The sequence below is a fragment of the Paraburkholderia sp. J69-1 genome (assembly GCF_905220255.1).
GTDB lineage: Bacteria > Pseudomonadota > Gammaproteobacteria > Burkholderiales > Burkholderiaceae > Paraburkholderia.
Genome location: NZ_CAJMZG010000018.1, coordinates 168123 through 189673, shown reverse-complemented (window position 1 = coordinate 189673; position 21551 = coordinate 168123). Strand labels below are relative to the sequence as shown.

The window sequence follows — 21551 nt, the reverse complement described above, 5'->3', positions numbered from 1 at the left end:
AAACCTCTCGCAGCGTAAAAAACAAATCGATTTCAATAGTGAACAGCAGGATTGCGGCGCGTCCTGATGAGGGCTGAATGCAGGAGTGGGTTGTCGTTACTTCGCGGCCTGGATCTGACTTTCGACCACGAGGTCATTGTCTTTGGCGAAACGCAGAACGAAGTCGAAAGCGTAGGGCGCAATGTCGCGCAGCCTGGCGTCGAGCACGACGCATTTCAGATTGCCGATAATCATCGGGCTGACGTAAAGCGAGTAACGCAGATGCAGGTCTGCTTTGCGGACGCCGCGCGCCCGCGGCCCAAAACTCGACATCGCGCCGGCCAGCCGCTCGGACCAGTCGCTGGGCCGAAAAGTCTTGCCTTTGCGGGTCACGCCTTGAATGACGTAGGCGGCGGGGTTCGCACTATTTACTGGCATCGCGGTCTTCAATCAGGCAAATGAGTCTTGCGCAACGGCGAGATCGGCCACGGCACGGCCAGCGGGCTCCCATTTAGGCGGCGCGCTCAATTGCAGCACTTCGCTGGTCGCATTCAACGATTCATAAGCCTTGCGCGGATTCGCCGAAAGTTGCGTGCCGTATCCGGGAATGATCTTGCGGATTTTCTCTTGCCATGCAGGCGTGCGCAGACGTTCCCTGAAAGCCGTTTCCAGCAGGCCGAGCATGATGGGCGCGGCCGTGGAAGCGCCGGGCGAAGCGCCCAGCAGACCGGCGATACTGCCATCCTTCGCGCAGACGATTTCCGTGCCTAGTTTGAGCACGCCACCCTTGAGTTTGTCGCGCTTGATGATCTGCACGCGTTGACCGGCCTGCCACAGGCGCCAATCCTGCTGGCGCGCGCCGGGCAGATATTCCTGCAATGCGTGGAGGCGATCGCTATCGGAGAGCATTAATTGGCTCGCCAGATATTTGATCAGCGAAAACTCGGAAAGACCCACGCGTGCCATCGGCACGATGTTATTCATGCGCGTGCTCGCCAGCAGATCGCCATATGAGCCGTTCTTCAGAAACTTGGTCGAGAAAGTGGCGAACGGCCCGAATAGCAGCGCTTTTTTACCGTCGAGAATACGTGTATCAAGATGCGGCACCGACATGGGTGGCGAGCCGACCGATGCCTTGCCATAGACTTTTGCAAAGTGACGGCAGGTGATGCTGGTGTCTTCGGTCACGAGGAACGAGCCGCCTACGGGAAATCCGCCGTAGGCTTTCGCCTCGGGAATACCAGATGCCTGCAGCAACGGCAGCGAGCCGCCGCCTGCGCCCACGAAGACAAAGCGGGCATCAATGCACCGCGTCCTGGCATGCGTGCGCGTATCGCCCAGCGTCACGCGCCACGAACCGTCGTCGTTGCGTGCAATCTGCTGGACATCGCTATTGAGCCGCAAATTGAAGTTCGACTGGGTTTGCAGATGGCGCACGAATTGGTGGGTGATTTCGCCGAAATTCACGTCCGTGCCCATCGAAGACCACGTTGCGGCCACTTTCTGGCGTGCGTCGCGACCTTCCATCATGAGAGGAACCCACTCGGCAATATCCTTGTGCGACTCCGAATACTGCATGCTCTGAAATAGCGAATTTTTTCGCAGCGCGTCATGGCGCGCCTTCAGGAAGCGCACATTCTCTTCGCCCCACACGAAACTCATATGCGGTGTCGTGTTGATGAACGAACGCGGTTGCTTCAAGATCCCGCGGTTCACGCCCCACGCCCAGAATTGACGCGAGATCTGAAAATCTTCATTGATACGCACAGCCTTGGCGATATCGACCGTGCCGGACGAGGTTTGCGGCGTGTAATTCAGCTCCGCGAGCGCTGTGTGGCCGGTGCCTGCGTTATTCCAGCCATTCGAGCTTTCCGCAGCGACTTCGCCGAGCCGTTCGACCATCGTCATCGACCAGCCCGGTTCGAGTTCATGAAGCAGGACGCCAAGCGTCGCACTCATGATGCCGCCGCCGATAAAGAGGATATCGACCTTTTCCAGATCGTTGCCTGCCTTGTCCTGTGCATTTTCCAGCATAGTCATTCGCCGTCGCTTATCCGCAATGTGGGTTCTTTAAAGACGGGAAGAATGCTAAGGCTTTGACCCTGCTACATATAGTCGCAGTCTGGAAATGGACCTTTGCGGGTTATCTGTGAATGTTGGCCGAAGCCTTATTCATCAAGGGTTTGCGAATCTACAGATGAGTGCTGTCAGGGGCGCAATAGTGTCTTGAGATTGCCGCAACGGCGCTTTTTCACGTTACACGCCGGCATCAAAATACGCGCAAATTGGGCAACGATTCCATCGGATTACGTGGAACGGACCCTTGCTTTCGGCACGCTTAATCGGTGCGGAATGGCGAACTATAGTTCGTCCTGTCGCGGCACTTTGACGCCGCGAATCAAGGAGAAGAGTCGTGAAAGTTCTGCACTGCCTCGTGGTTGCAATGTCGCTTTGTGCCGCTACCGCTTATGCCCAGGGCAACCATGCCCACCCGTCGGCCGCCGAGAATGTCGTGGCCAGCCAGGATGCTTCGGCCAATCAGGTAATCGGCCGCGTCGAGCAGCAAAAGCCGGTTGAAAAGAAAGATGAATGCGTGGGCCCGGTTTCGTTCTGCAATATCTATTTTGGTAGCTAAGCCAGAAACTGCGTTGACTCTGAGTTCGATGTGTGTTTCCAGATTGCGGCTTTGCGCCGGTTCGGAGAGGTGAGTTGAGCCATTCGGATGCACGCGCTGTCTGGGAAAGTACCGTGGCGCTGCCAGGTGCGGCGCCGGGGTTGGCCACCGCCGTCACGCGGCTTGCGTGCTAGTGCGCAGCTTTAATGCCGATAAAGATCCGCGAGAAATTCAGGTGCGCGCGTGCCGCCACCTTGATGGTGTCGTTTCCCACGGCGCCAGATTCGGTGAAGAGAGATTTCCTGCAGCCAGCGTTGCAAAGGCACATGCACGCCATTCATGACGGCGCCGGATCGGAGTTGTTGCTAACGTAATCGTTGAGCGGCAACGGACTGGGCGCCGAATATCAGAGCTATAAAGAAATGAGCCTGGTAGAGCGAGGAATTCTACTGCGCGGACAGCGTGTCGCTTTCGCGGCTGGCAATCAGTTCTTCGATCCGGCGCTCTCCAATGGCGCCGCTCCACGCGTAGACCCAGCGCGTTGCGAGCCCCTGTTCGTCGGGGGAACGCGCGTTCATCAGCCTGCCCATGGCCTTGTGGAGTCGGTTCATCGCGTAGGTTCTGCGGTGCGCATCAGCCGCAAGTGTGGCGTTGTGCGCGTGTCTCTCTGGCGATCGAATCACGATTCTGTCTCTCAGTATTTAAATGATCAGACGAATCTAACTTACCACGCGCATTTGCGTGCTTGAACTCCGCAAATGGCCGCAGGATACCGGGGGCTTTGTTGACAAACTTGTGTCAATGCCAACCACGGTGAGTCTGCTTCGCCATTTGCGAGCCGTCAATCCGATCAATTAGGGCGAGAGCGATTCATTACCCCATGTTTTACGACTGCGCACCAAGACCGAGCAGGCGCACCGCATTCTCCTTAAGAATCAGCGGTCTGACTTCGGGTTTGATATCGAGCGTATCGAAATCGGCGATCCAGCGGTCGGGCCGGATCAGCGGAAAATCCGACGCGAACAGCACGCGTTCGCGCAACAGCGAATTGGCGTACTTCACGAGCTCCGGCGAGAAGTATTTCGGCGACCAGCCTGAAAGATCGATATAGACATTGGGTTTGTGCAAGGCGATCGAAAGCGCCTGCTCCTGCCACGGCCAGGACGGATGAGCGATCACGATCTTCATATCGGGGAAATCGGCTGCGACGTCGTCGAGATAAATCGGCTCCGAATATTTGAGGCGCAAGCCACCGCCGCCGCGCATGCCCGAGCCCATGCCCGAATGACCGCTATGAAACACCGCGGGCAGACCGTATTCGGCAATCACTTCGTAAAGCGGGTAGGCCATGCGGTCATTGGCGAAAAAACCCTGCATGGTGGGGTGAAACTTGAAACCCCGTACGCCGTGCTCCTCGATCAGCCGCCGTGCTTCGCGCGCGCCGAACTTGCCCTTGTGCGGATCGATACTCGCGAACGCAATCATGATGTCGGCGTTTTTCTGCGCAAACCCGGCAATTTCTTCATTACCGATTCTTCGCCGCCCGATATTCGACTCGCAATCGACCGTGAACATCACGAAACCAATCTGGCGTTCGCGATAGTGCTCGATGGTTTCGGGGATCGTGGGGCGGCGGCCTTGCTTGAGTACGGTGCCGAAGTATTTGTCGGCGGCTTCGTCGAACTCCTTGGCGAAAAGATCGGGCGGCTGGCAGCACGACACTTCGGCGTGCACGTGCGTGTCGATGGCGACGAGCGTATCGATGTTCATGGGTGTCTCCGGTTTTGTTGTGGTGTGGGCGCAGCAGACCGATCTCGGGTTTGTACCAGTCGGGCCACATTCTACTTTACATATCAGGAAGCCTGATAGTAAATTGAGATCACGCTGCGGATGCCGGCACAGGAGGTTTGCCGGGCACATCGCGGCAACCTCATCAGAAAACACACGGTTTGGAGACAAGACCATGCATGAAGCCAGCCTGCTGATTGGCGGCCAGACGCGCGCGGCGTCGAACGGCAAGACCTTCGCGCGGATCAACCCGGCCACGGGCGATGTGGCCACGCGCGCCGCCGCCGCGACCGTGGAAGATGCCGATGCCGCCGTGGCGGCCGCAGCGAGCGCTTTCCCGGCATGGGCCGCGCTCACGCCCACCGAACGCCGCAAGCGCCTGCTGGCCGCCGCCGATCGCATGGATGCGCACGCGCCCGAGTTCATCGCGACCGGCGCGGCCGAAACGGGCGCGATGGCGAACTGGTACGGCTTCAACGTGATGCTCGCCGCCAACATGCTGCGCGAGGCCGCAGCGATGACCACGCAGATCGACGGCGCCGTGTTGCCATCGGACGTGCCGGGCAGCCTGGCAATGGCCGTGCGCCAGCCCTGCGGCGTGGTGCTGGGCATGGCGCCCTGGAATGCGCCCGTGATTCTCGCCACGCGCGCGCTGGCCATGCCGCTCGCCTGCGGCAACACGGTCGTGCTCAAGGCCTCCGAAGGCTGCCCTGGCGTGCACGCGCTGATCGGCGAAGTGCTCGACGATGCAGGCCTGGGCGCTGGCGTTGTCAACGTCGTCACGCATGCGCCCGAGGACGCGCCGCAGATCGTCGCGCGTCTGATTGCGAACCCCGCCGTCAAACGCGTGAATTTCACCGGCTCCACGCGCGTGGGCAAAATCGTTGCGGAACTTGCCGCGCGCCATCTGAAACCGGCGCTGCTCGAACTCGGCGGCAAGGCGCCCGTGCTGGTGCTCGACGATGCCGATCTCGACGCAGCGGTCGAAGGCATTGCCTTCGGCGCGTTTTTCAACCAGGGGCAAATCTGCATGTCGACGGAGCGCGTGATCGTCGATCGAAAAATTGCCGATGCCTTCGTGGAAAAACTCGTGGCGAAGGCGCGCACGCTCAAGGCCGGCGACCCCACGCAGGCGGGCTCGATTCTCGGCACGCTGGAAAGCGAGGCTTCCGCTCGGCGCGTTCGCGCGCTGGTGGAAGACGCGCGCGAGAAGGGCGCTGCATTGCCGCTTGGCTGCGAAGTGCATGGCGCCATCATGCAGCCCGTGATTGTCGAGAATGTCACGCGCGAAATGAAACTCTATGCCGATGAATCATTCGGCCCGGTCGTGACGGTGCAGCGCGTCGATAACGACGAAGAAGCGCTCGCGGTGGCGAACGACAGTGAGTTTGGTTTATCGGCAGCCATTTTCAGCCGCGATATTGCGCGCGCGATGCAACTGGCAAAACGTATTGAATCGGGCATCTGCCATATCAATGGGCCGACCGTGCACGACGAAGCGCAAATGCCGTTCGGTGGAGTGAAGGCGAGCGGTTATGGACGCTTCGGCAGCAAGGCGTCGATTGCCGAATTCACGGATCTGCGCTGGATCACGGTGCAAACGGGGCCGCGTCACTATCCGATCTAGGCCGCGCAACACCACTGACCTGCAAACGACATTACAACGAGGCAAGGAGACAGACGTGGAGACATCGACGACGACGCTGGCCACACGCCGCGCCGCCAGCGTGGCATGGGTACTGGGTTTGTGCTTTACCGTGGCGGTGCTGGAAGGCATCGACCTGCAATCGACGGGCGTGGCCGCGCCGCGCATGGCGCGCGAATTCGGCCTGAGCGTGAGCCAGATGGGAATGGCGTTCAGCGCGGGCATGGTCGGCCTGTTGCCGGGCGCGATGATCGGCGGGCGACTCGCCGATCGCATCGGGCGCAAGCGCGTACTGCTGATTTCGATGATCGCTTTCGGCGTGTTTTCGCTGATCACGGCGCAGGTCAGCACCTTTGCGATGCTGCTGGTCGCGCGCCTGTGCACGGGCCTGGGGCTGGGCGGCGCGATGCCGAATCTGATCGCGCTGTCTTCCGAAGCGGTCTCGCCGCAGCGGCGCAATACGGCGGTCAGCATCATGTATTGCGGCATGCCGTTGGGCGGCGCACTGGCCGCGCTGATCGGCGTGATGAGCGTGGGCGATACGGCGTGGCGCCACATCTTCTACACGGGCGGGCTGGCGCCGCTGCTGGTTGCGCCGCTGATTCTCGCTTGGCTGCCCGAATCGCGTGCGTATGCGGAGCGTGCAGAACGGAGCACGCGCGCAGCAGACGGTCCGCCGCCTGCGTTGACGGTGCTCTTCGGCGAAGGGCGCGCCGCGGCCACGCTGCAAATCTGGCTGAGTTTCTTCTGCACGCTGATCGTGCTGTATTTCCTGCTCAACTGGCTGCCCTCGCTGATCGTGAGCCGCGGACTGTCGCGCACGCAGGCCGGCATCACGCAGATTTTCTTCAATGTGGGCAGCGTAGTGGGCGTGCTGGCCGTGGGCGTGTTGATGGACCGCACGAATCCGCGCCGTGTTGTTGCGGCAATTTATGGCGCGATTGTGGCGGCGCTTTTCATGCTGGCCGTGGCGCATGACGCTACGTGGATCGCGTTTGCGGTGCTGCTCGCCGGCATGGGCGTGGTGGGCGCGCAATCGATGCTCTACGCGCTGGCTGCCGCGAGTTACGCCACTCGTATGCGCGGCACCGGCGTAGGCGCGGCCGTGGCAGTCGGACGGATCGGCTCGATTGTCGGGCCGCTCGCAGCGGGGCAATTGCTGGCAGGCGGCGCGAGCGCGGCAACGGTGATCGGCGCAAGCGTGCCGGTTGCTGCAATCGCGGCAGTGACGGCGTGGCGTGCGCAGCGTCGTACCACGGTTCATTAAAGGCGGGGAAGGGTAAGTAGCAAGCGTTGTGAATGGCTAATTACCCTTGATGTAATAAGCATGACGAAATAATTATTCGATCGCGATGACAAGCGCGGCGATTCCAATTAATGAGGTTCGGAGATAGCATGAAGAAAGCACTTTGCCTGGGCGCGTGTCTGATCGGAGCGGGCGTGGCGCACGCCCAGAATAGCGTCACGCTTTACGGCGTGGTCGATGGCGGTTTGCTGTATCAGAACAAGAACGGCGGTCCCGGCGCGGGCGGCCCCACATCGCATAGCAACTTTCTGTTCAGTTCCGGCGGCAACAGCAGCAATCGCTGGGGACTGATTGGCCTGGAAGATCTTGGCGGCGGCGTCAAGGCAGGCTTTCAACTGGAAGGGCAATTCAGCCTTGGCACGGGCGCCATGTCGCCGAGCAATACGATCTTCGGGCATTACGCCAATGTCTTTCTGCGGTCTTCATATGGTCAATTCACGGCCGGTCAGCAACTCGATCCGGCGTATTACGCATTTGGCCGCGTCGATCCGCGCGAATTGAAACAGGCCTTCAGTTCGGCGGGCTTCTGGAATTTCCTGGAGGGCAAGAGCACGACCTCGGGCACGACCGTGTATGAATCGAATTCGGTTTCGTACAGTTATAAGACCGACAAGCTTTATCTGGGCGCGCTTTATCACTTCGGCAATCAGGCTGGCAGTCTGTCGCAAGGGCGTGCCGTGTCGGTAGGCGCCGCGTATGAGGACGAGCATTTGATCGGCGAGGCGGCCTTCGTGCAAAAGAACGATACGAATGGCGAGCGCGATCTGCGTGTGTGGTCGCTGGGTGGCGGCTACAAGGTCGGGCCTGTCACGCTCAAGGCGGCGTGGACCGATTACGACCAGCCGCAGGGTAATGCGATTTCGCAATTCGGCGTGACCGGGCCATCGGATATCCGCGTGCTTCAGGCGGGCGCGAACTGGTTCGTTACGCCCGCATACAAACTCACGTTCGCGTATTACTGGGCTGAGGACCGCCGGAACACGCAGAACGCGACGAGCACGTTCGTGTTGAGCCAGGATTATTTCCTTTCCAAATCGACCGATCTTTATGTGTATGCCGGTTTGATGAATGCGAAAAACAAGGCGAACGGCTTGACCAATCTGATGACGGCCTCGCTCACGGGCGGCGTGGCAGGGCAGAACACCGTGGCCGTAGGCGCGGGCATTTCGCATCGCTTCTAGGCCGCATGATTCACACCAACGAGATCATTCGAATATGACGTATTGCATCGAATCGACGAAGCAACGGGCAGCGTATGTCGCCGCGCTGACGCTTGCGGCTTCCTTCGCCGCTTCATTGACGGGCTGTGTGCAGTCTGGCAGTACAGCGCAAACGCCAGGCGCTGCCGCCGATACCCCGCAAGCGGCAGCCTGCACGCAACTCGCCACGCTGGCACTCGGCGATGGCAAGGTGACATCGGCGAAATGGGTGACGGGCGCTTCAAATGCACCGGCGTATTGCCTTGTAGAAGGCGTGCTGGAGCCGCGCACGGGCGTACCCGCGCCGGTGAATAAATCCGGCGGGGCGGCGACAAACGCGCAATACGGCATGCATTTCCAGTTGCGATTGCCGTTGAAATGGACAGGGCGTTTCTTCTATCAAGGCGGAGGCGGTAGCGACGGTATCGTGCTGCCGGCCATCGGCGTGATTCCTTCGTGGCGTGACGGGCCATCGGCGCTTTCGCGCGGCTTTGCCGTAGTCAGCTCCGACGCGGGCCATAGCGAAGACCAGAACGCGGGATTCGGCGTCGATCCGCGCGCGCGCCTCGATTATGGCTATCGATCGATTGGCCCCGTCACGCAGGCCGCGAAACGCGTGATTCAGGCGTTCTATGGCGAAGCGCCAAAACACTCGTATTTCGCGGGCTGTTCGAAGGGCGGCCAGGAAGCGCTACAGGCGATGCAGCGCTACGGCTCGGAATTCGACGGCATTATTTCCGGCGATCCGGGTTATCGGCTGCCTCATGCCGCCATCGCGCAGGTCGCGGACACACAGGCCTTTAGCCGCGCCGCGCCCAAAAGCGCGGACGGGCGCGTCATGCTTGGCCGCGCATTTTCGCAGGGCGATCTCAATCTGATTGCGGATGCCGTGCGCGGCCAATGCGGCAATCAGGATGGCGCGCACGACGGATTTATTTACCGGCCCGATCGCTGCCGATTCGATCCCGTGGTTTTGCAATGCAAGGGCGCGAAGACCGATCGATGTCTGTTGCCCAAACAGATTGCGGCGCTGCACGCCGTTTTTAATGGTGCGAAAACGGCGGATGGACGCGTGCTTTATACGCCGTGGCCCTACGATACGGGCATCGCCAGCGCGAACTGGCGCGAGTGGAAACTGGGCGACGACCAGCATCCGTCGCGGGCGGAAACGCTGGGCGCAGGGTCCATGCAATACGTTTTCTCGACGCCGCCGCGTCAATCTTTCGATATCTACACGGCTTCGCTAAGCGATCTTGCACAAGGCATCGACAATACCACGCCTGAATATCCGCAATCGGCCACGCAATTCATGGACGCAGATTCAGTCGATCTGAATGCATTCAAGGCGCGCGGCGGCAAATTGCTGATTTATCACGGCGGCAGCGATCCGGTTTTCTCGGTCACGGACACGATCGATTATTACCAGAAACTGCACCAGACCTATGGCGCGCAGACAGGCGCTTTTGCGCGGCTCTATATCGTGCCGGGCATGAATCATTGCTCGGGCGGCGACTACGCGCTGGACAGTTTCGATTCACTCGATGCGATGGTGAAATGGGTCGAAGACGGCCAGGCGCCCGATGCCATCACCGCCCATGCAGGCAGCAAATCGGGCTCGAAACTCGCGGCGGGATTGACGCGTCCGCTGTGTCCGTATCCGCAAACCGCACGCTATACGAAGGGCGATCCGCACGATGCGTCGAGCTTCGTGTGCGCCGCTAACTGATGATGAGGAGACAGATCATGCGGAGTTCTTTTGCGCGGCAATTCCAACGCCTGGGCGTGACGTTGATGCTCGCGGGCACGGCAGCCCACACTGCGTTCGCGGCCGAGGCGCCGCCGGCACATATCCCTTCGGGCGAACTCGTGATGGAAATTACCTGCGATCTTGCGCCGACATTATCGCTGGGCGAATCGCCGACCGGCGAGCGGCGCATGGTGCCGATTGTCGGCGGGACGTTCTCGGGGCCGAAACTACATGGCGTCGTGCTGCCTGGCGGCGCGGATCGGCAACTGGTGCGTCGTGACGGCTTCAAGCAGCTTTCCGCGACGTACGAGCTGAAAACCGACGATGGCGCGATTATCAGCGTGTCGAATCATGTGCTCGCGCCGGCACAGCGCGCGCCCGGCGAAGCCGTGTTTTCGAATATCGATCTGATCGCGCCGCAAGGCACTTACGGCTGGGTCAACGACAGCGTGTACGTGGGCACGCTCGATAGCCTGCGGCCTGGCCGCGATGCAGTGCTGATTCGGGTTTATCGGTTGAAGTAGCGTGTGGTCGCGCTCCAGACTGCGGGGATCTGGAGCGTTTTTTATCGGTATATGTCAAAGCCATTTTCAGATGTCCGCGTTCCGGCCAAGTTCAAGTGTCCGCCTTGCGGGGTTTAGGGTTTGTCTTTCACGGGAGGCAGTTCACGCAGTGTCGAAGATCGCATCATGAACGGGCAGGGCATTCGCGCCTGTACCACCAACGCCTGCTGATCGATGGCCTCGTTTGCGCTGGGCCTGCGGAGGCTGCTTTTGCTGCGCCAGGTCGACGACCACCTGCTCGATGTCGGCCTGCGTGAATTCGCGTTGCTTCTTCTTGCCCACATGGCTTTGCTTGCGCACCGTTCGGCTCGAGTCCCCACGGTGCGTTCGGGAAGGGGCTTTACCTATCCGCTCGTTATCGCGTTGAGCCTGAATCACCTGCGAGAGCTGAAGCACGTGGCTTAGCCGTTTGTGTTCAACGATGGCGCCCTGGTCCACCTCGGTGAGCCGGTCATACTCGCGGTACGGCAGCACGCGACCCTCCGCACGGATCTCGATGCGTCCGTCCGGGTACTCCCAGACGTCGATGTAGCGATGTACGAGCTTTCGGTTCTCCGGCGTGTCGTCCAGCAGGTACATCACGCGGTCGTATTGCACCGTCAGCGCCTTCGTCACGCGCCGTGTTTCGCGCCAGGTGAGCAGGGCGTCCAGATCCTCATCCGTGCGCAGCGGCCGGTGCGCGTTGAATGTGCTCCTGGGTGGCTTCGCAAAGCGGGCGTTGTAGTGCCTCATGAAGGTGGCCGCATACGCGTTGGCCGCCGCGACCGTGCTGATGCCGCGCAGCCGGAGCTCCTTCACGAGCCGGTCCTGCAATGTCTGGTGGGCGCGCTCGACGCGTCCCTTGGCCGGGCTGGAGTTCGCGCAGAACGTGTCGATGTTCAGCTCGTACATGGTGCGCCCGAAGTGCGTTACGCTGTGCCCGGTCTCGTGGGCCCTGACACTACGGAACACGCTTGCCTTGTCGCTGTAGAGCGCCACCGGCTTGCCGTGACATTCCAGGTACGCGCGCGTGGCCTCGAAGTAGCTGAAGGTCGATTCGGTGGCCGTAAAGTGCAGGTGCATCAGACGGCTCGTCGCATCATCAACATAGACCAGCAGGGTGCACGCGGGCGCCCGGTCCTCAAACCAGCGATGGTCGCTGCCGTCGATCTGGACCAGTTCGCCCAGGCAGGCGCGACGCGCCCGGGGCTGGTAGACCTTGGGCGGTCGCTGCGCGCGTGGAATCCACAGACCCGCATCGCGCATCCATCGGCGTATGGTCTCCCTGGCCAGTGCAATCCCGTGACATTCAGCCAGTTTCTCGCAGGCCAGCGTCGGCCCGAAATCGGCGTAACGTTCACGCACCAGCGCCATGGCTCGGGCCCGCACATCGACGGGCAATTCCCGGTTACTCGGCCGCCCACGCCTGGTCGAAACCAGCCCGGACGGCCCGCAGGCCTCATAGCGCCGACACAGCCGGCTGATCTGTCGCTCGCTGAGCTGCAGCCGCTCAGCCGCCTGAAAACATCGCAGACGGCCTTCAATGACCGCCTCGATGACCTTGACCCGTTCGAGTTCGCGCATGCTTGCCGTGATCAGCTCACGTCCGTTCATGGTTCGCCCCTGATCGATACATCGCGCCAGCGTGCGCGTCAGTCAGGGCAGGAATCGGACATTTCTAAAGAGCCAGAACCAGACATCTCTAAAAACCAACAAATAAAAGTTCGATAATTTATCTTATGTTAAATAAGAAATCCAGACTGCACATCCCGACCCCGCATTGTTCAGTCTCACTATCTTGTCTTTTCAGCATTCGCCGCTTTTTCCTGGGAGAAACCCTGACTAGAATACGACGCCTGAATCCCAATCAAGGCCGTCATGCAAATAGATATCCGTCCGACTCCAGCAAGCCTGGATGACAAATCGACGTCCGCGAGTCAATGGCTATCTGTCGTTGCGGTGGCCATGAGCGCGTTCGCGTTCGTGACCGCTGAATTTTTGCCCGTCGGCTTGTTGCCGCAGATCGCGCACGATCTTGGCGTCTCCACGGGCATGGCTGGCCTGATGGTCACCACGCCGGGCGTGCTGGCCGCGATTTCCGCGCCAATGCTGATCGTCAGCGCCGGCCGCATGGATCGCCGCTTCGTGTTCCTTTTGCTCACCGCCGTGCTGCTGGTCGCGAACATTCTGTGCGCCATCGCGCCGAATCTGCCCATCATGCTGGTGGGACGCGCGCTGCTCGGCGCCGCGCTGGGCGGTTTCTGGACGCTCGCGACCGCCGCCGCGCCGCGCCTTGTCGAAGGCAAAGACGCCGCCAAAGCCACCGCGACGATCCTCACCGGCGTGACCTGCGCCACCGTGGCCGGCGTGCCGCTCGGCACCTTTATCGCGTCGTTTTCGTCCTGGCGTTTCGCCTTTGCGGCCACGGCCGGTCTCGTTGCGCTCGCGTTGCTGGCGCAGGTGTTTCTGGTGCCGTCGCTGCCGTCGGCATCGGCATTGCGTATCGCCGATTTCCGTACCTTGCTGCGCCGCCCGCACACGCGACTGAGCATGCTGATGGTCGCGCTCGTCTTCGGCGCGCATTTTTCGACTTATACGTATATCGCGCCGCTGCTCGAGCACGATTTCTCGCTGAACGCGATGACCTTGCTGCTGTTCGGTTTCGGTCTGATCGGCTTTTTCTCGAATGCGCTCACGTCGACGGTGATTTCAGATCATCTGAAGAAGTCCGTCGCGGCGATGGTCTTGTTGCTGCTGGCCGCCATGTCTTCGATGCTGTTGCTCGAACATTCGCCCATCGGCGAGACGGTCGGCATGCTGTTGTGGGGCATCGCTTTCGGCGCCCTGCCGCTGTGCTTCAGCGTCTGGATTCAGCGCGATACGACCGATCTGCCCGAAGCCGGTTCGGCCATGTTCGTGAGCGTGATTCAGGTGGCGATTGCGCTGGGTTCGGCCGTCGGCGGCACGATTGTCGACCGTGCGGGCGTGCACGCCGATTTTCTGCTGGGACTCGCGCTCGCCCTGCTCGGCCTCGTGACGCTGCAACGTCTGGCCGTTTCGCAACGGCAGAGCGCGACGGCCACCAGTCTCGATTGCGCTTGCGACGCATCGCTCGACTGATCGAAGGCATTCAACGCACTTTATACGCGCCGTGGCGGGCGAAAAATCACATTACATGCCCGCCACTAACGTGCCTTATCGCCGATAGCGAATCAAAACTATCGGCGGGAACGCGGCGAAATTCTTTTCACTCACCTGCCGGATTGCCTATCTTTCTCTGATGAGCCAATCCGCAGCCACGAGATGTCGTCGGCGGCCCGGTTGGCATGATCGCTGGTCTGACGATTGGCGACGGCGTAGCGCTCGATAAAAAAGCCAGGGGAGGCTGCATCATGGCGCAACAACCCACCGGTCAACGCAAGGGTTTTCTGCACAACCTCAAGTGGATGTTCATCCTCTGGTGCGTAGGTTTCGGCGCCACGGTGCTGCTCACGTTGCCGTTTCACTTCCTGGTCGAAGCGATGATGAAGAAGTAGGCGCGGCGTCACTCCGCGTGGAAATGCGGCAACACGTCGGCGGCGAGTTCGTCGATGACTTCGCGCGCGGGCCGCTCCGTACCCAGATTGAAGGTCACGTGATGCATGCCCGTTTCGCGCATGGCCTCCAGCAGCCCGACCAGCGCCACGCGACCCGTGCGATAACCGAGCGAAACCGGTGTTGCCGGTTCATGCGCATCGTCGCTCAAATGCAGGCGCATCGCGGTGCCGAAGGCACGAAACGCATCGGGCGCGACGCGTGCCACAGCGGCGCGCCAAAGCGCGTAACGCGCGCGTTGCGCTTCGGGTTCGCGGTGATACGTCATCCAGCCAATCGAGTTACGCGCAATCCAGTCCACGCTTTGCCCACCCGAGCCCACTGCCAGCATCGGCACGGGCAATTCAGGGCGTGGCAGCAGAAAAAACTCGGGTGCATCGGCTGATGTGAGATCTGGCACGATGCGCGAATCCGGCGCAAGCGCAGCGGCCAGCGTGTCCCAATGACGTCGATAGAGTTCGCGACGCGTTTCGCCCTCTTCACCAAACGCCGCGTATTCCGCAGGTCGATCGCCGGAGCCGAGGCCCAGAATAAAGCGCTTATCGGACAGGTGACTCACCGAGACCGCGCCTTTGGCAATATGCAGCGGATGGCGCAGCGTCAGCACGATGGCGCCGCTGATCAGCGCCGCGCGTTGTGTATGAGTCGCGAGCGCGCCGAGCAAAACCCACGGATCGAGATGGCCAACCGGATCGGGATAATCGGCGCTATTGAGCGGTACATCGCGCACCCAGAGCGCGCGAAAACCACGCGCGTCCGCATGCTGGGCGAGCGCAACCTGCTCGCGAAAATCGGCGATGGGAGATGACGGCGCCAGCACTGGCAGCGACAGGCCAATCGACAGTTGCGAAGGCGCGAAGACCCGGCTGGCAATGGGATTCTCGATGGCGGCCATAAAATCGCTTTAAACGCTGCCCGCTTTTTCGATCACGAGAATGCGCGCTTCACCGAGCGGGTGCGCGACGTGCTCGGTGCCGATCGACGCGTAAAACACATCGCCCGTTTCGAGCATCGTCGAATGCTCGGCGCCTTCTTCGCGGTAACGCATTTCCACGCGGCCATCGAGCACGGCGAAAACCTCTTCGCCATCGTTGATGTGCCATTTGTACGGCTGATCGGTCCAGTGCAGGCGCGTGGTGATGCCATTCATATTGGCGATGTCGAGCGCGCCCCAGGCGCGCTCAGCGGTGAAGGTTTTGCTGCGGATGATTTTCATGGGAAATAGGACGAATCGCGTGCGTTGCGATTGCGATGCAGAACGTGGAGGCAACAGGGTATGCGCGCCTGCTATGCCGTTCGAGCCGAATCCAGTTGTTGAAGAAGGTCAGGCAATGCGCTCTGTACGGTTTCCCAAACCATGTCGAGGTTGATCTCGAAGTAGCCGTGGGCGATGCGATTACGCATGCCGCGCATGCTCCGCCAGGGTATCTCGGCGTGCGCCTGGGCAAAATCGGCGTAGCCATCCATGATCTTCGTGGCTGCCTCGCCAATGATGATCAAACTCATGACGACCGCTTGCTGGGTCCGTTTGTCTTCAAGGAATGCGGGTTTGTCGAGGTCTTGCACGAAATGACACGCATCGCTCGCGGCCTGCTGCATGTGGTCGAGGTAATCCGGCAGGCGATTTTCGCTCATACGGGCTCTGCCTCGGCGAGCACGCGTGCGCGAAAACCCGGCGGAAGATCTTCCGGCGTCAGCAGATCGACATGCACGCCCAGCAGTGTTTCGAGTTCGTCCTGCAGGCCGCCCAGATCGAACAGCGTCGCACCGGGTAACGCATCGACGAGCAGGTCGAGATCGCTGCCGTCCTTGTCGGTGCCATGGAGTGCCGAGCCGAACACGCGCGGGTTAGCCGCACGGAAGCGGCCCGTTGCCTCGCGCACGGCACTTCGCTTGCTATTGAGCACAACGGACGGTCGCATGAGTGTTTTCCCGAATCGAAATCCTTTGGGATGATATTCAATCGGAGCGGGAGTTTCAAGCGAGCGGGAGTCGAGTGGGAATCGCCTCCCTCCCCGCTTCAGAACCCCCTCACGGCCGCTCCAGCAACGCCATCGCCCGCACGATCACCAGCAGCACCGAAATACTCACGCCGCTCGTGGCGCGCAATTCCGCGAGCAGATGCGCGTAGCGCTCCAGCGCCGCCTCGTGCTGGCCGCACCACGCGTCCACCAGCGCCTGCGCATCCGCATTGGCGGGCGCGTCGGCCAGCACGCTCATCGTCAGCGCGCGTTTGAGGCGGCCGACTTCTGCAAGCGCGGCCGCGCGCGCCATGGTGTCCCAGTGCGTTGGCGTCGGCAGCGCGGCGGCACGCTCGCTGATCCAGCTGTAATTCAACCGCGTGCCCAGCGCGAAATACACCGAGGCGACCCATTCGAGCGGCCGCTCGCAAGCCGCCGCCACATCGGCGATATCGAGCAGCGCGACCGACAATTCGCCGCTCGCCACCCGCACGGCCAGCGCGCTTTCCACGCCCGCATTCACCAACGCGGCCTGACGCGCCGAAAGCGCTTCCAGATCGCAAGCCGGCAGCAGCGTCGGCAATTGCGGCGCGAGACGTTGCGCCGCGTCGCGGCAGCGCGCGAGCAGCGTGTTGACGCCCACTTCGTCCACCGTGCCCGCCTGCAGATGCCGCAGGAACCAGAGCGCCGCGCGTTCGAGCAGGCGCGCGACATCGACGAACATGCTCGCCTGCACGTCGTCGGGCACGCGATTGTCGAGTGCGTCGATATCGCGCCAGATCTGGTCGAGATCGAACACGTCGCGCGCCATGATGCACGCGCGTACGATCTCGCCCGGACGCGCATCGGTTTCTTCCATCAGCCGATGCACGAATGCGCAGCCCACGCGATTCACGAGCGCATTCGTCAAATGCGTAGCGAGGATTTCGCGGCGCAACGGATGACGCAACATTGGCGCACTGAAGCGCTGTTGCAGCGGCTGCGGAAAATAATCGATCAACATGGCGGCCACGAGCGGGTCTTCGGGCACATCCGAATCGAGCAACGCGTCGTACAGCCACATCTTGCTGTAAGCCAGCAGCACGGCGCGTTCGGGCGACGTCAGGCCGAGTTTCGCAGCCTGACGTTCGGCCACTTCCTCGTCGGTCGGCAGGAACTCGATCACGCGATTCAGGCGCCCCGCGCGTTCGAGCCAGCGCATCAGGCGGGTTTCCGCGTCGAGCAGATCGGCGCTGTAGCGTCCCGCAATCGACAAGGCTTGCGTCTGATAATAGTTATCGCGCAACACCAGCAGGCCGACTTCGTCGGTCATTTCCGCGAGCAGCGTATTGCGCTGCTTCGTAGTCATTTCACCATCGACCACCACGAGACCCAGAAGGATCTTGATATTTACTTCGTGATCCGAACAATCCACGCCTGCTGAATTGTCGATCGCATCGGTATTGATGCGGCCGCCATTCTGCGCGAATTCGATACGGCCGAACTGCGTCACGCCCAGATTGCCGCCCTCGCCCACGACCTTGCAGCGAAGATCCGCACCATTCACACGCACGGCATCGTTCGCGCGATCGCCCACCTGTGCATTGGTTTCGTGCGCCGCCTTGATGTACGTGCCAATGCCGCCGTTATAAAGCAGATCGACCGGCGCCTGCAAAATCGCGCGAATCAGTTCGCTGGGCGTGAGCGCCGCAGCATCGATACCTAGCACGGCCTGCACGGCTTGCGATAGCGGAATGGTCTTCACGGTACGCGCGAAAACGCCGCCGCCCGCCGAGATCGTCGCCGGGTCGTAATCGGCCCAGCTCGAACGCTCCAGCGCGAACAGGCGGCTGCGCTCCGCAAAACTCACTGCCGTATCGGGATTGGGATCGAGGAAAATATGCCGATGATCAAACGCCGCCACCAGTTTGATATGCGGCGAGAGCAGCATGCCGTTGCCGAATACGTCGCCGGACATATCGCCCACGCCCACCACGGTGAAATCGCTGGCTTGCGTATCCACGCCCATTTCGCGGAAATGGCGCTTGACCGACTCCCACGCGCCACGCGCGGTGATGGCCATTTTCTTGTGGTCATAGCCTACCGAGCCGCCCGAAGCAAACGCATCGTCGAGCCAGAAACCGTATTCCTGCGAAATGGCGTTTGCGTAATCCGAAAACGTTGCCGTGCCTTTATCTGCTGCGACGACCAGATAAGGATCGTCGGGATCGTGGCGCACCACATCGGGCGGCGGCACGATGGCGTTATTGACGAGGTTATCGGTCAGATCGAGCAGACCGCGCAGAAAGGTCTGATAACAGCCGATGCCTTCGCGCATCCACGCTTCGCGGTCGGTTATCGGCGGTGGGTTCTTCACGACGAAACCGCCCTTCGATCCCACCGGCACGATGACGACGTTTTTCACCATCTGCGCTTTCATCAGGCCGAGCACTTCAGTGCGGAAATCTTCGCGCCGGTCGGACCAGCGCAAGCCACCGCGGGCCACGCGTCCACCGCGCAAATGCACGCCTTCCACGCGCGGCGAATACACCCAGATTTCGAACATCGGCTTGGGTTCGGGCAGGCCCGGCACCTTCGACGGATCGAACTTGAACGAGAACGACGGCAGCGGCACGCCTTCGGCATCGCGGCGGAAATAGTTGGTGCGCTGCGTCGCCTTGATAACGCCGAGGAACTGGCGCAGGATGCGGTCTTCGTCGAGATTGGGGACCTGGTCCAGCGCGGCGTCGATGGCCTTGAGCGCCAGTTCCATGCGCGCCGTGCGGGCGTCCGTGACCACGGTTCCATCACCGGCGCGCGGATCGAATCGAATCAAAAATAGCTCGACGAGTTGACGCGCAATCGCCGGATTACCCGTGAGCGCGCGCTCGATATAAGCGTCGCTGAACGTCGATCCCACCTGGCGCAGATACTTCGCATACGCACGCAGAATCGTGACTTCGCGCGCATTCAGATACGCGCGCAGCACGAGTCGGTTGAAATCATCGTTCTCGATGCGCGCGGTCCAGACCGCTTCGAATGCATCTTCGAAAAGATCTTTGACGCGCTCGATATCGAATTCGGTATCGTCGGCCAGTTCAAGGCCGAAATCATGGACCCATGCGGGCTGGCAACCCGGCACCTGAATCACATAAGGACGTTCTTCGTCCACGCGCACGCCCAGATGTTCGAGCATCGGCAAACTTCGCGAAAGCGCGATGGCATCGCCCGCGCAGTAGACCTTGAAGCGGAATGCGCGCGGCCCTGCCTCGATCGGTCGATACAGATTCATCGCAATGCGGCGCGTGCCCTGCACGCGCTCGATCAGTTCGATATCGCGTACCGCCGTGCGGGCGGGATAATCGTCGCGATAGCCTGCGGGGAAAGAGTCGGCGTAACGGTGCAGCAGGCGCGTGCCCTGCTCTTCGCCAAACGCGTCGAGCAAGGCATCGGCGAGATCGTCCTGCCAGCGCCGCGTCACCTGCACGAGCCGCGCTTCCAGTTCGCGTGTGTCCACCTCCGGCATTGCGCCCGATTTGATATGGACGACGAAATGAATGCGAGCGAGCGTCGACTCCGAAAGCAGCGGCGTGAATTCGACCGATTCACCGTTAAATGCCGCTTTCAGCAACTGGGCGATACGCTGGCGCAAGTCGGTGTTGTACTTGTCGCGCGCCACGTACACGAGACAGGAGACGAAACGGCCAAAACGGTCGCGCCGCACGAACAGCCGTGTGCGCTGATGTTCCTGCAAACGCAGCACACCTAGCGCGATGTCATAGAGTTCGTCTTCGTCGGCCTGAAAGAGTTCGTCGCGCGGCCAGGTCTCTAGCACCGTGATCAGCGATTTACCCAGATGGCCTTTGGGCAGAAATCCCGCGCGCCTCACGATGTTCGCGCATTTGCGGCGCACGATCGGGATCTCGTTGATCGAGTCCATGTAGACGGTCGAAGTGTAAAGGCCGACGAAGCGGCGCTCGCCGCACACCTGCCCGTCCGGGCCAACCAGTTTGATGCCCACGTAGTCGAGATAACCGGGCCGATGCACCGTTGCGCGCGAATTCGCCTTGGTGAGAAAAATCGGCCACGCGCCCGAGACGACTTCGCTCGCGGCAGGCGGCAGCGGCGTGACATCGGGCACGCCAGGCGCGCGCAAAGCTTCGCGCAGAATGCCCAGCCCCGAACCTTCCACGCCGCGCAAACCGAAGCCGCCGTCGTGCGCGACCAGCGCATAGTCGCGCTGGCCGAGGAAGGTGAAATGATCGGCCACCATCCATTCGAGGAAGGCGCGGGATTCGATATCTTCGGCGCTGCTTTCGCGCGCCTTCATCGTCTTGATGGTTTCGCGCGCGACTTCGACTATCTTCGGCCAGTCTTCGACTGACGCACGCACGTCGCCTAGCACCTTGGCGATATCGCGGCGCAATTCGTCGAGCTTTGCTGCGTCGCCGCATCGATCGACTTCGAAATGGATGAACGAGGCGAGTTGCGATTGCGCGTCGTCCGCGCCGGCACCGCCCACGTCGACGCGCGCAATGCCGCCGTCCTGGCCGCGCCAGATCCGAAACACCGGATGCATCGCCGAATGCAGCGCGAGTCCGAGTTTATTGACCGCCATCGATACCGAATCGACGAGAAACGGCATGTCGTCGTTGACGATCTCGATGACGGTGTGGTCCGAATGCCAGCCGTGCTGTTCGAGGATCGGGTTATAGACCCGCATTCGCTCGGTGCCCGGCACGAAGCGCTGCGCGGTCTGCCAGTGCGCCATGGCGGCGCCGTAGAGATCGGCGATCGAGCGGCTGCGCAGGTCTTCGGCATCGACGAAATCGTAATAGTGCCGCAGGAAAGGCTCGACGATCTGGAAGGTCGATTCGGGCAAACGCGCACGCGCGAATTCCACGAGATCGGAGAGCAGATGGGCGACGAAATCCTCGTTCCTCGCTTGCATGGCGGACTCCTGGGGCGGATGGCCATTAACTGCATCGAACTGCATCGGCGGTATTTCATTATGCACCGGCACGGTGATCGAACGATGACTGCGTGCGCAAGCTGCGGTGCGTGCTGCAATTCCTCCGAACGTTACGCTTAACGATGCGTGGAAGTCGTGCTCGCTCGAACAGTGTTAACCCTCAAATTCGCCGCAAATCCCCCTAAAACCCAACACGCCATGCGGCATCCGCACAACGCGGCTGCA

18 protein-coding genes are annotated in these 21551 nt (G+C 61.1%); 8 read left to right on the top strand and 10 right to left on the bottom strand.

Annotation, left to right across the window (positions count from 1 at the left end; translation table 11 throughout):
- Window positions 1-96: 96 nt before the first annotated feature.
- Complete coding sequence (locus U5A67_RS28825) at window positions 97-417, bottom strand: DUF3579 domain-containing protein (protein ID WP_321816955.1); 321 nt, start codon at window positions 415-417, stop codon at window positions 97-99.
- A gap of 12 nt (window positions 418-429) precedes the next feature.
- On the bottom strand, window positions 430-2019 hold the full coding sequence (mqo, locus tag U5A67_RS28820; protein WP_321816949.1) for a malate dehydrogenase (quinone): 1590 nt from the start codon (window positions 2017-2019) through the stop codon (window positions 430-432).
- Window positions 2020-2392: 373 nt separating this feature from the next.
- Here mqo and U5A67_RS28815 point away from each other — a divergent pair, with 373 nt between their 5' ends.
- Window positions 2393-2614: a hypothetical protein gene (locus tag U5A67_RS28815; protein ID WP_205985182.1), complete on the top strand. Its 222-nt coding sequence runs from the start codon at window positions 2393-2395 to the stop codon at window positions 2612-2614.
- Window positions 2615-3039: 425 nt separating this feature from the next.
- Here U5A67_RS28815 and U5A67_RS28810 read toward each other — a convergent pair whose 3' ends face one another.
- Entirely contained in the window at window positions 3040-3204 is a 165-nt protein-coding gene (locus tag U5A67_RS28810) for a hypothetical protein (protein ID WP_205985183.1), read from the bottom strand.
- Window positions 3205-3478: 274 nt separating this feature from the next.
- Complete coding sequence (locus tag U5A67_RS28805) at window positions 3479-4363, bottom strand: amidohydrolase family protein (RefSeq protein WP_321816948.1); 885 nt, start codon at window positions 4361-4363, stop codon at window positions 3479-3481.
- A gap of 193 nt (window positions 4364-4556) precedes the next feature.
- On the opposite strand from U5A67_RS28805, the gene U5A67_RS28800 reads away from it, so the two are divergent.
- The 5 genes from U5A67_RS28800 (at window position 4557) to U5A67_RS28780 (ending at window position 10802) form a co-directional block, all read left to right on the top strand.
- A complete protein-coding gene (locus tag U5A67_RS28800) occupies window positions 4557-6008 on the top strand; it encodes an aldehyde dehydrogenase (RefSeq protein ID WP_321816947.1) in 1452 nt (483 codons plus the stop codon).
- Between the two features lie 55 nt (window positions 6009-6063).
- Complete coding sequence (gene mhpT, locus U5A67_RS28795; protein ID WP_321816946.1) at window positions 6064-7293, top strand: 3-(3-hydroxy-phenyl)propionate transporter MhpT; 1230 nt, start codon at window positions 6064-6066, stop codon at window positions 7291-7293.
- A 128-nt stretch (window positions 7294-7421) separates the two neighbouring features.
- Entirely contained in the window at window positions 7422-8513 is a 1092-nt protein-coding gene (locus U5A67_RS28790) for a porin (protein ID WP_321816945.1), read from the top strand.
- Window positions 8514-8547: 34 nt separating this feature from the next.
- Complete coding sequence (locus U5A67_RS28785) at window positions 8548-10257, top strand: tannase/feruloyl esterase family alpha/beta hydrolase (protein WP_321816944.1); 1710 nt, start codon at window positions 8548-8550, stop codon at window positions 10255-10257.
- Between the two features lie 17 nt (window positions 10258-10274).
- Window positions 10275-10802: a DUF3237 domain-containing protein gene (locus tag U5A67_RS28780; protein ID WP_321816943.1), complete on the top strand. Its 528-nt coding sequence runs from the start codon at window positions 10275-10277 to the stop codon at window positions 10800-10802.
- A 141-nt stretch (window positions 10803-10943) separates the two neighbouring features.
- On the opposite strand, the gene U5A67_RS28775 is transcribed toward U5A67_RS28780, so the two are convergent.
- Entirely contained in the window at window positions 10944-12434 is a 1491-nt protein-coding gene (locus U5A67_RS28775; RefSeq protein ID WP_321816942.1) for an ISNCY family transposase, read from the bottom strand.
- A gap of 264 nt (window positions 12435-12698) precedes the next feature.
- Here U5A67_RS28775 and U5A67_RS28770 point away from each other — a divergent pair, with 264 nt between their 5' ends.
- Window positions 12699-13940 carry an MFS transporter gene (locus U5A67_RS28770; RefSeq protein ID WP_321816941.1) on the top strand — a complete coding sequence of 414 codons (1242 nt, stop codon included), beginning with the start codon at window positions 12699-12701 and terminating at the stop codon, window positions 13938-13940.
- 272 nt (window positions 13941-14212) lie between these two features.
- Window positions 14213-14356, top strand: a complete 144-nt coding sequence (locus tag U5A67_RS28765; protein WP_321816940.1) for a hypothetical protein — start codon at window positions 14213-14215, stop codon at window positions 14354-14356.
- An 8-nt stretch (window positions 14357-14364) separates the two neighbouring features.
- On the opposite strand, the gene U5A67_RS28760 is transcribed toward U5A67_RS28765, so the two are convergent.
- The 5 genes from U5A67_RS28760 to U5A67_RS28740 all read right to left on the bottom strand — a co-directional run bounded on the left by U5A67_RS28760 (window position 14365) and on the right by U5A67_RS28740 (window position 21305).
- Complete coding sequence (locus U5A67_RS28760; RefSeq protein ID WP_321816939.1) at window positions 14365-15309, bottom strand: TIGR03571 family LLM class oxidoreductase; 945 nt, start codon at window positions 15307-15309, stop codon at window positions 14365-14367.
- Between the two features lie 9 nt (window positions 15310-15318).
- The gene (locus U5A67_RS28755) at window positions 15319-15630 is read right to left on the bottom strand and encodes a cupin domain-containing protein (protein WP_205985193.1); all 312 of its coding nucleotides are present in this window, start codon (window positions 15628-15630) and stop codon (window positions 15319-15321) included.
- A gap of 71 nt (window positions 15631-15701) precedes the next feature.
- The gene (locus U5A67_RS28750; protein ID WP_321816938.1) at window positions 15702-16049 is read right to left on the bottom strand and encodes a DUF86 domain-containing protein; all 348 of its coding nucleotides are present in this window, start codon (window positions 16047-16049) and stop codon (window positions 15702-15704) included.
- On the bottom strand, window positions 16046-16336 hold the full coding sequence (locus U5A67_RS28745; RefSeq protein ID WP_321816937.1) for a nucleotidyltransferase family protein: 291 nt from the start codon (window positions 16334-16336) through the stop codon (window positions 16046-16048). The genes U5A67_RS28750 and U5A67_RS28745 overlap by 4 nt, the downstream gene beginning before the upstream one ends.
- A 109-nt stretch (window positions 16337-16445) precedes the next feature.
- Entirely contained in the window at window positions 16446-21305 is a 4860-nt protein-coding gene (locus U5A67_RS28740; protein WP_321816936.1) for an NAD-glutamate dehydrogenase, read from the bottom strand.
- Window positions 21306-21551 lie beyond the last annotated feature (246 nt).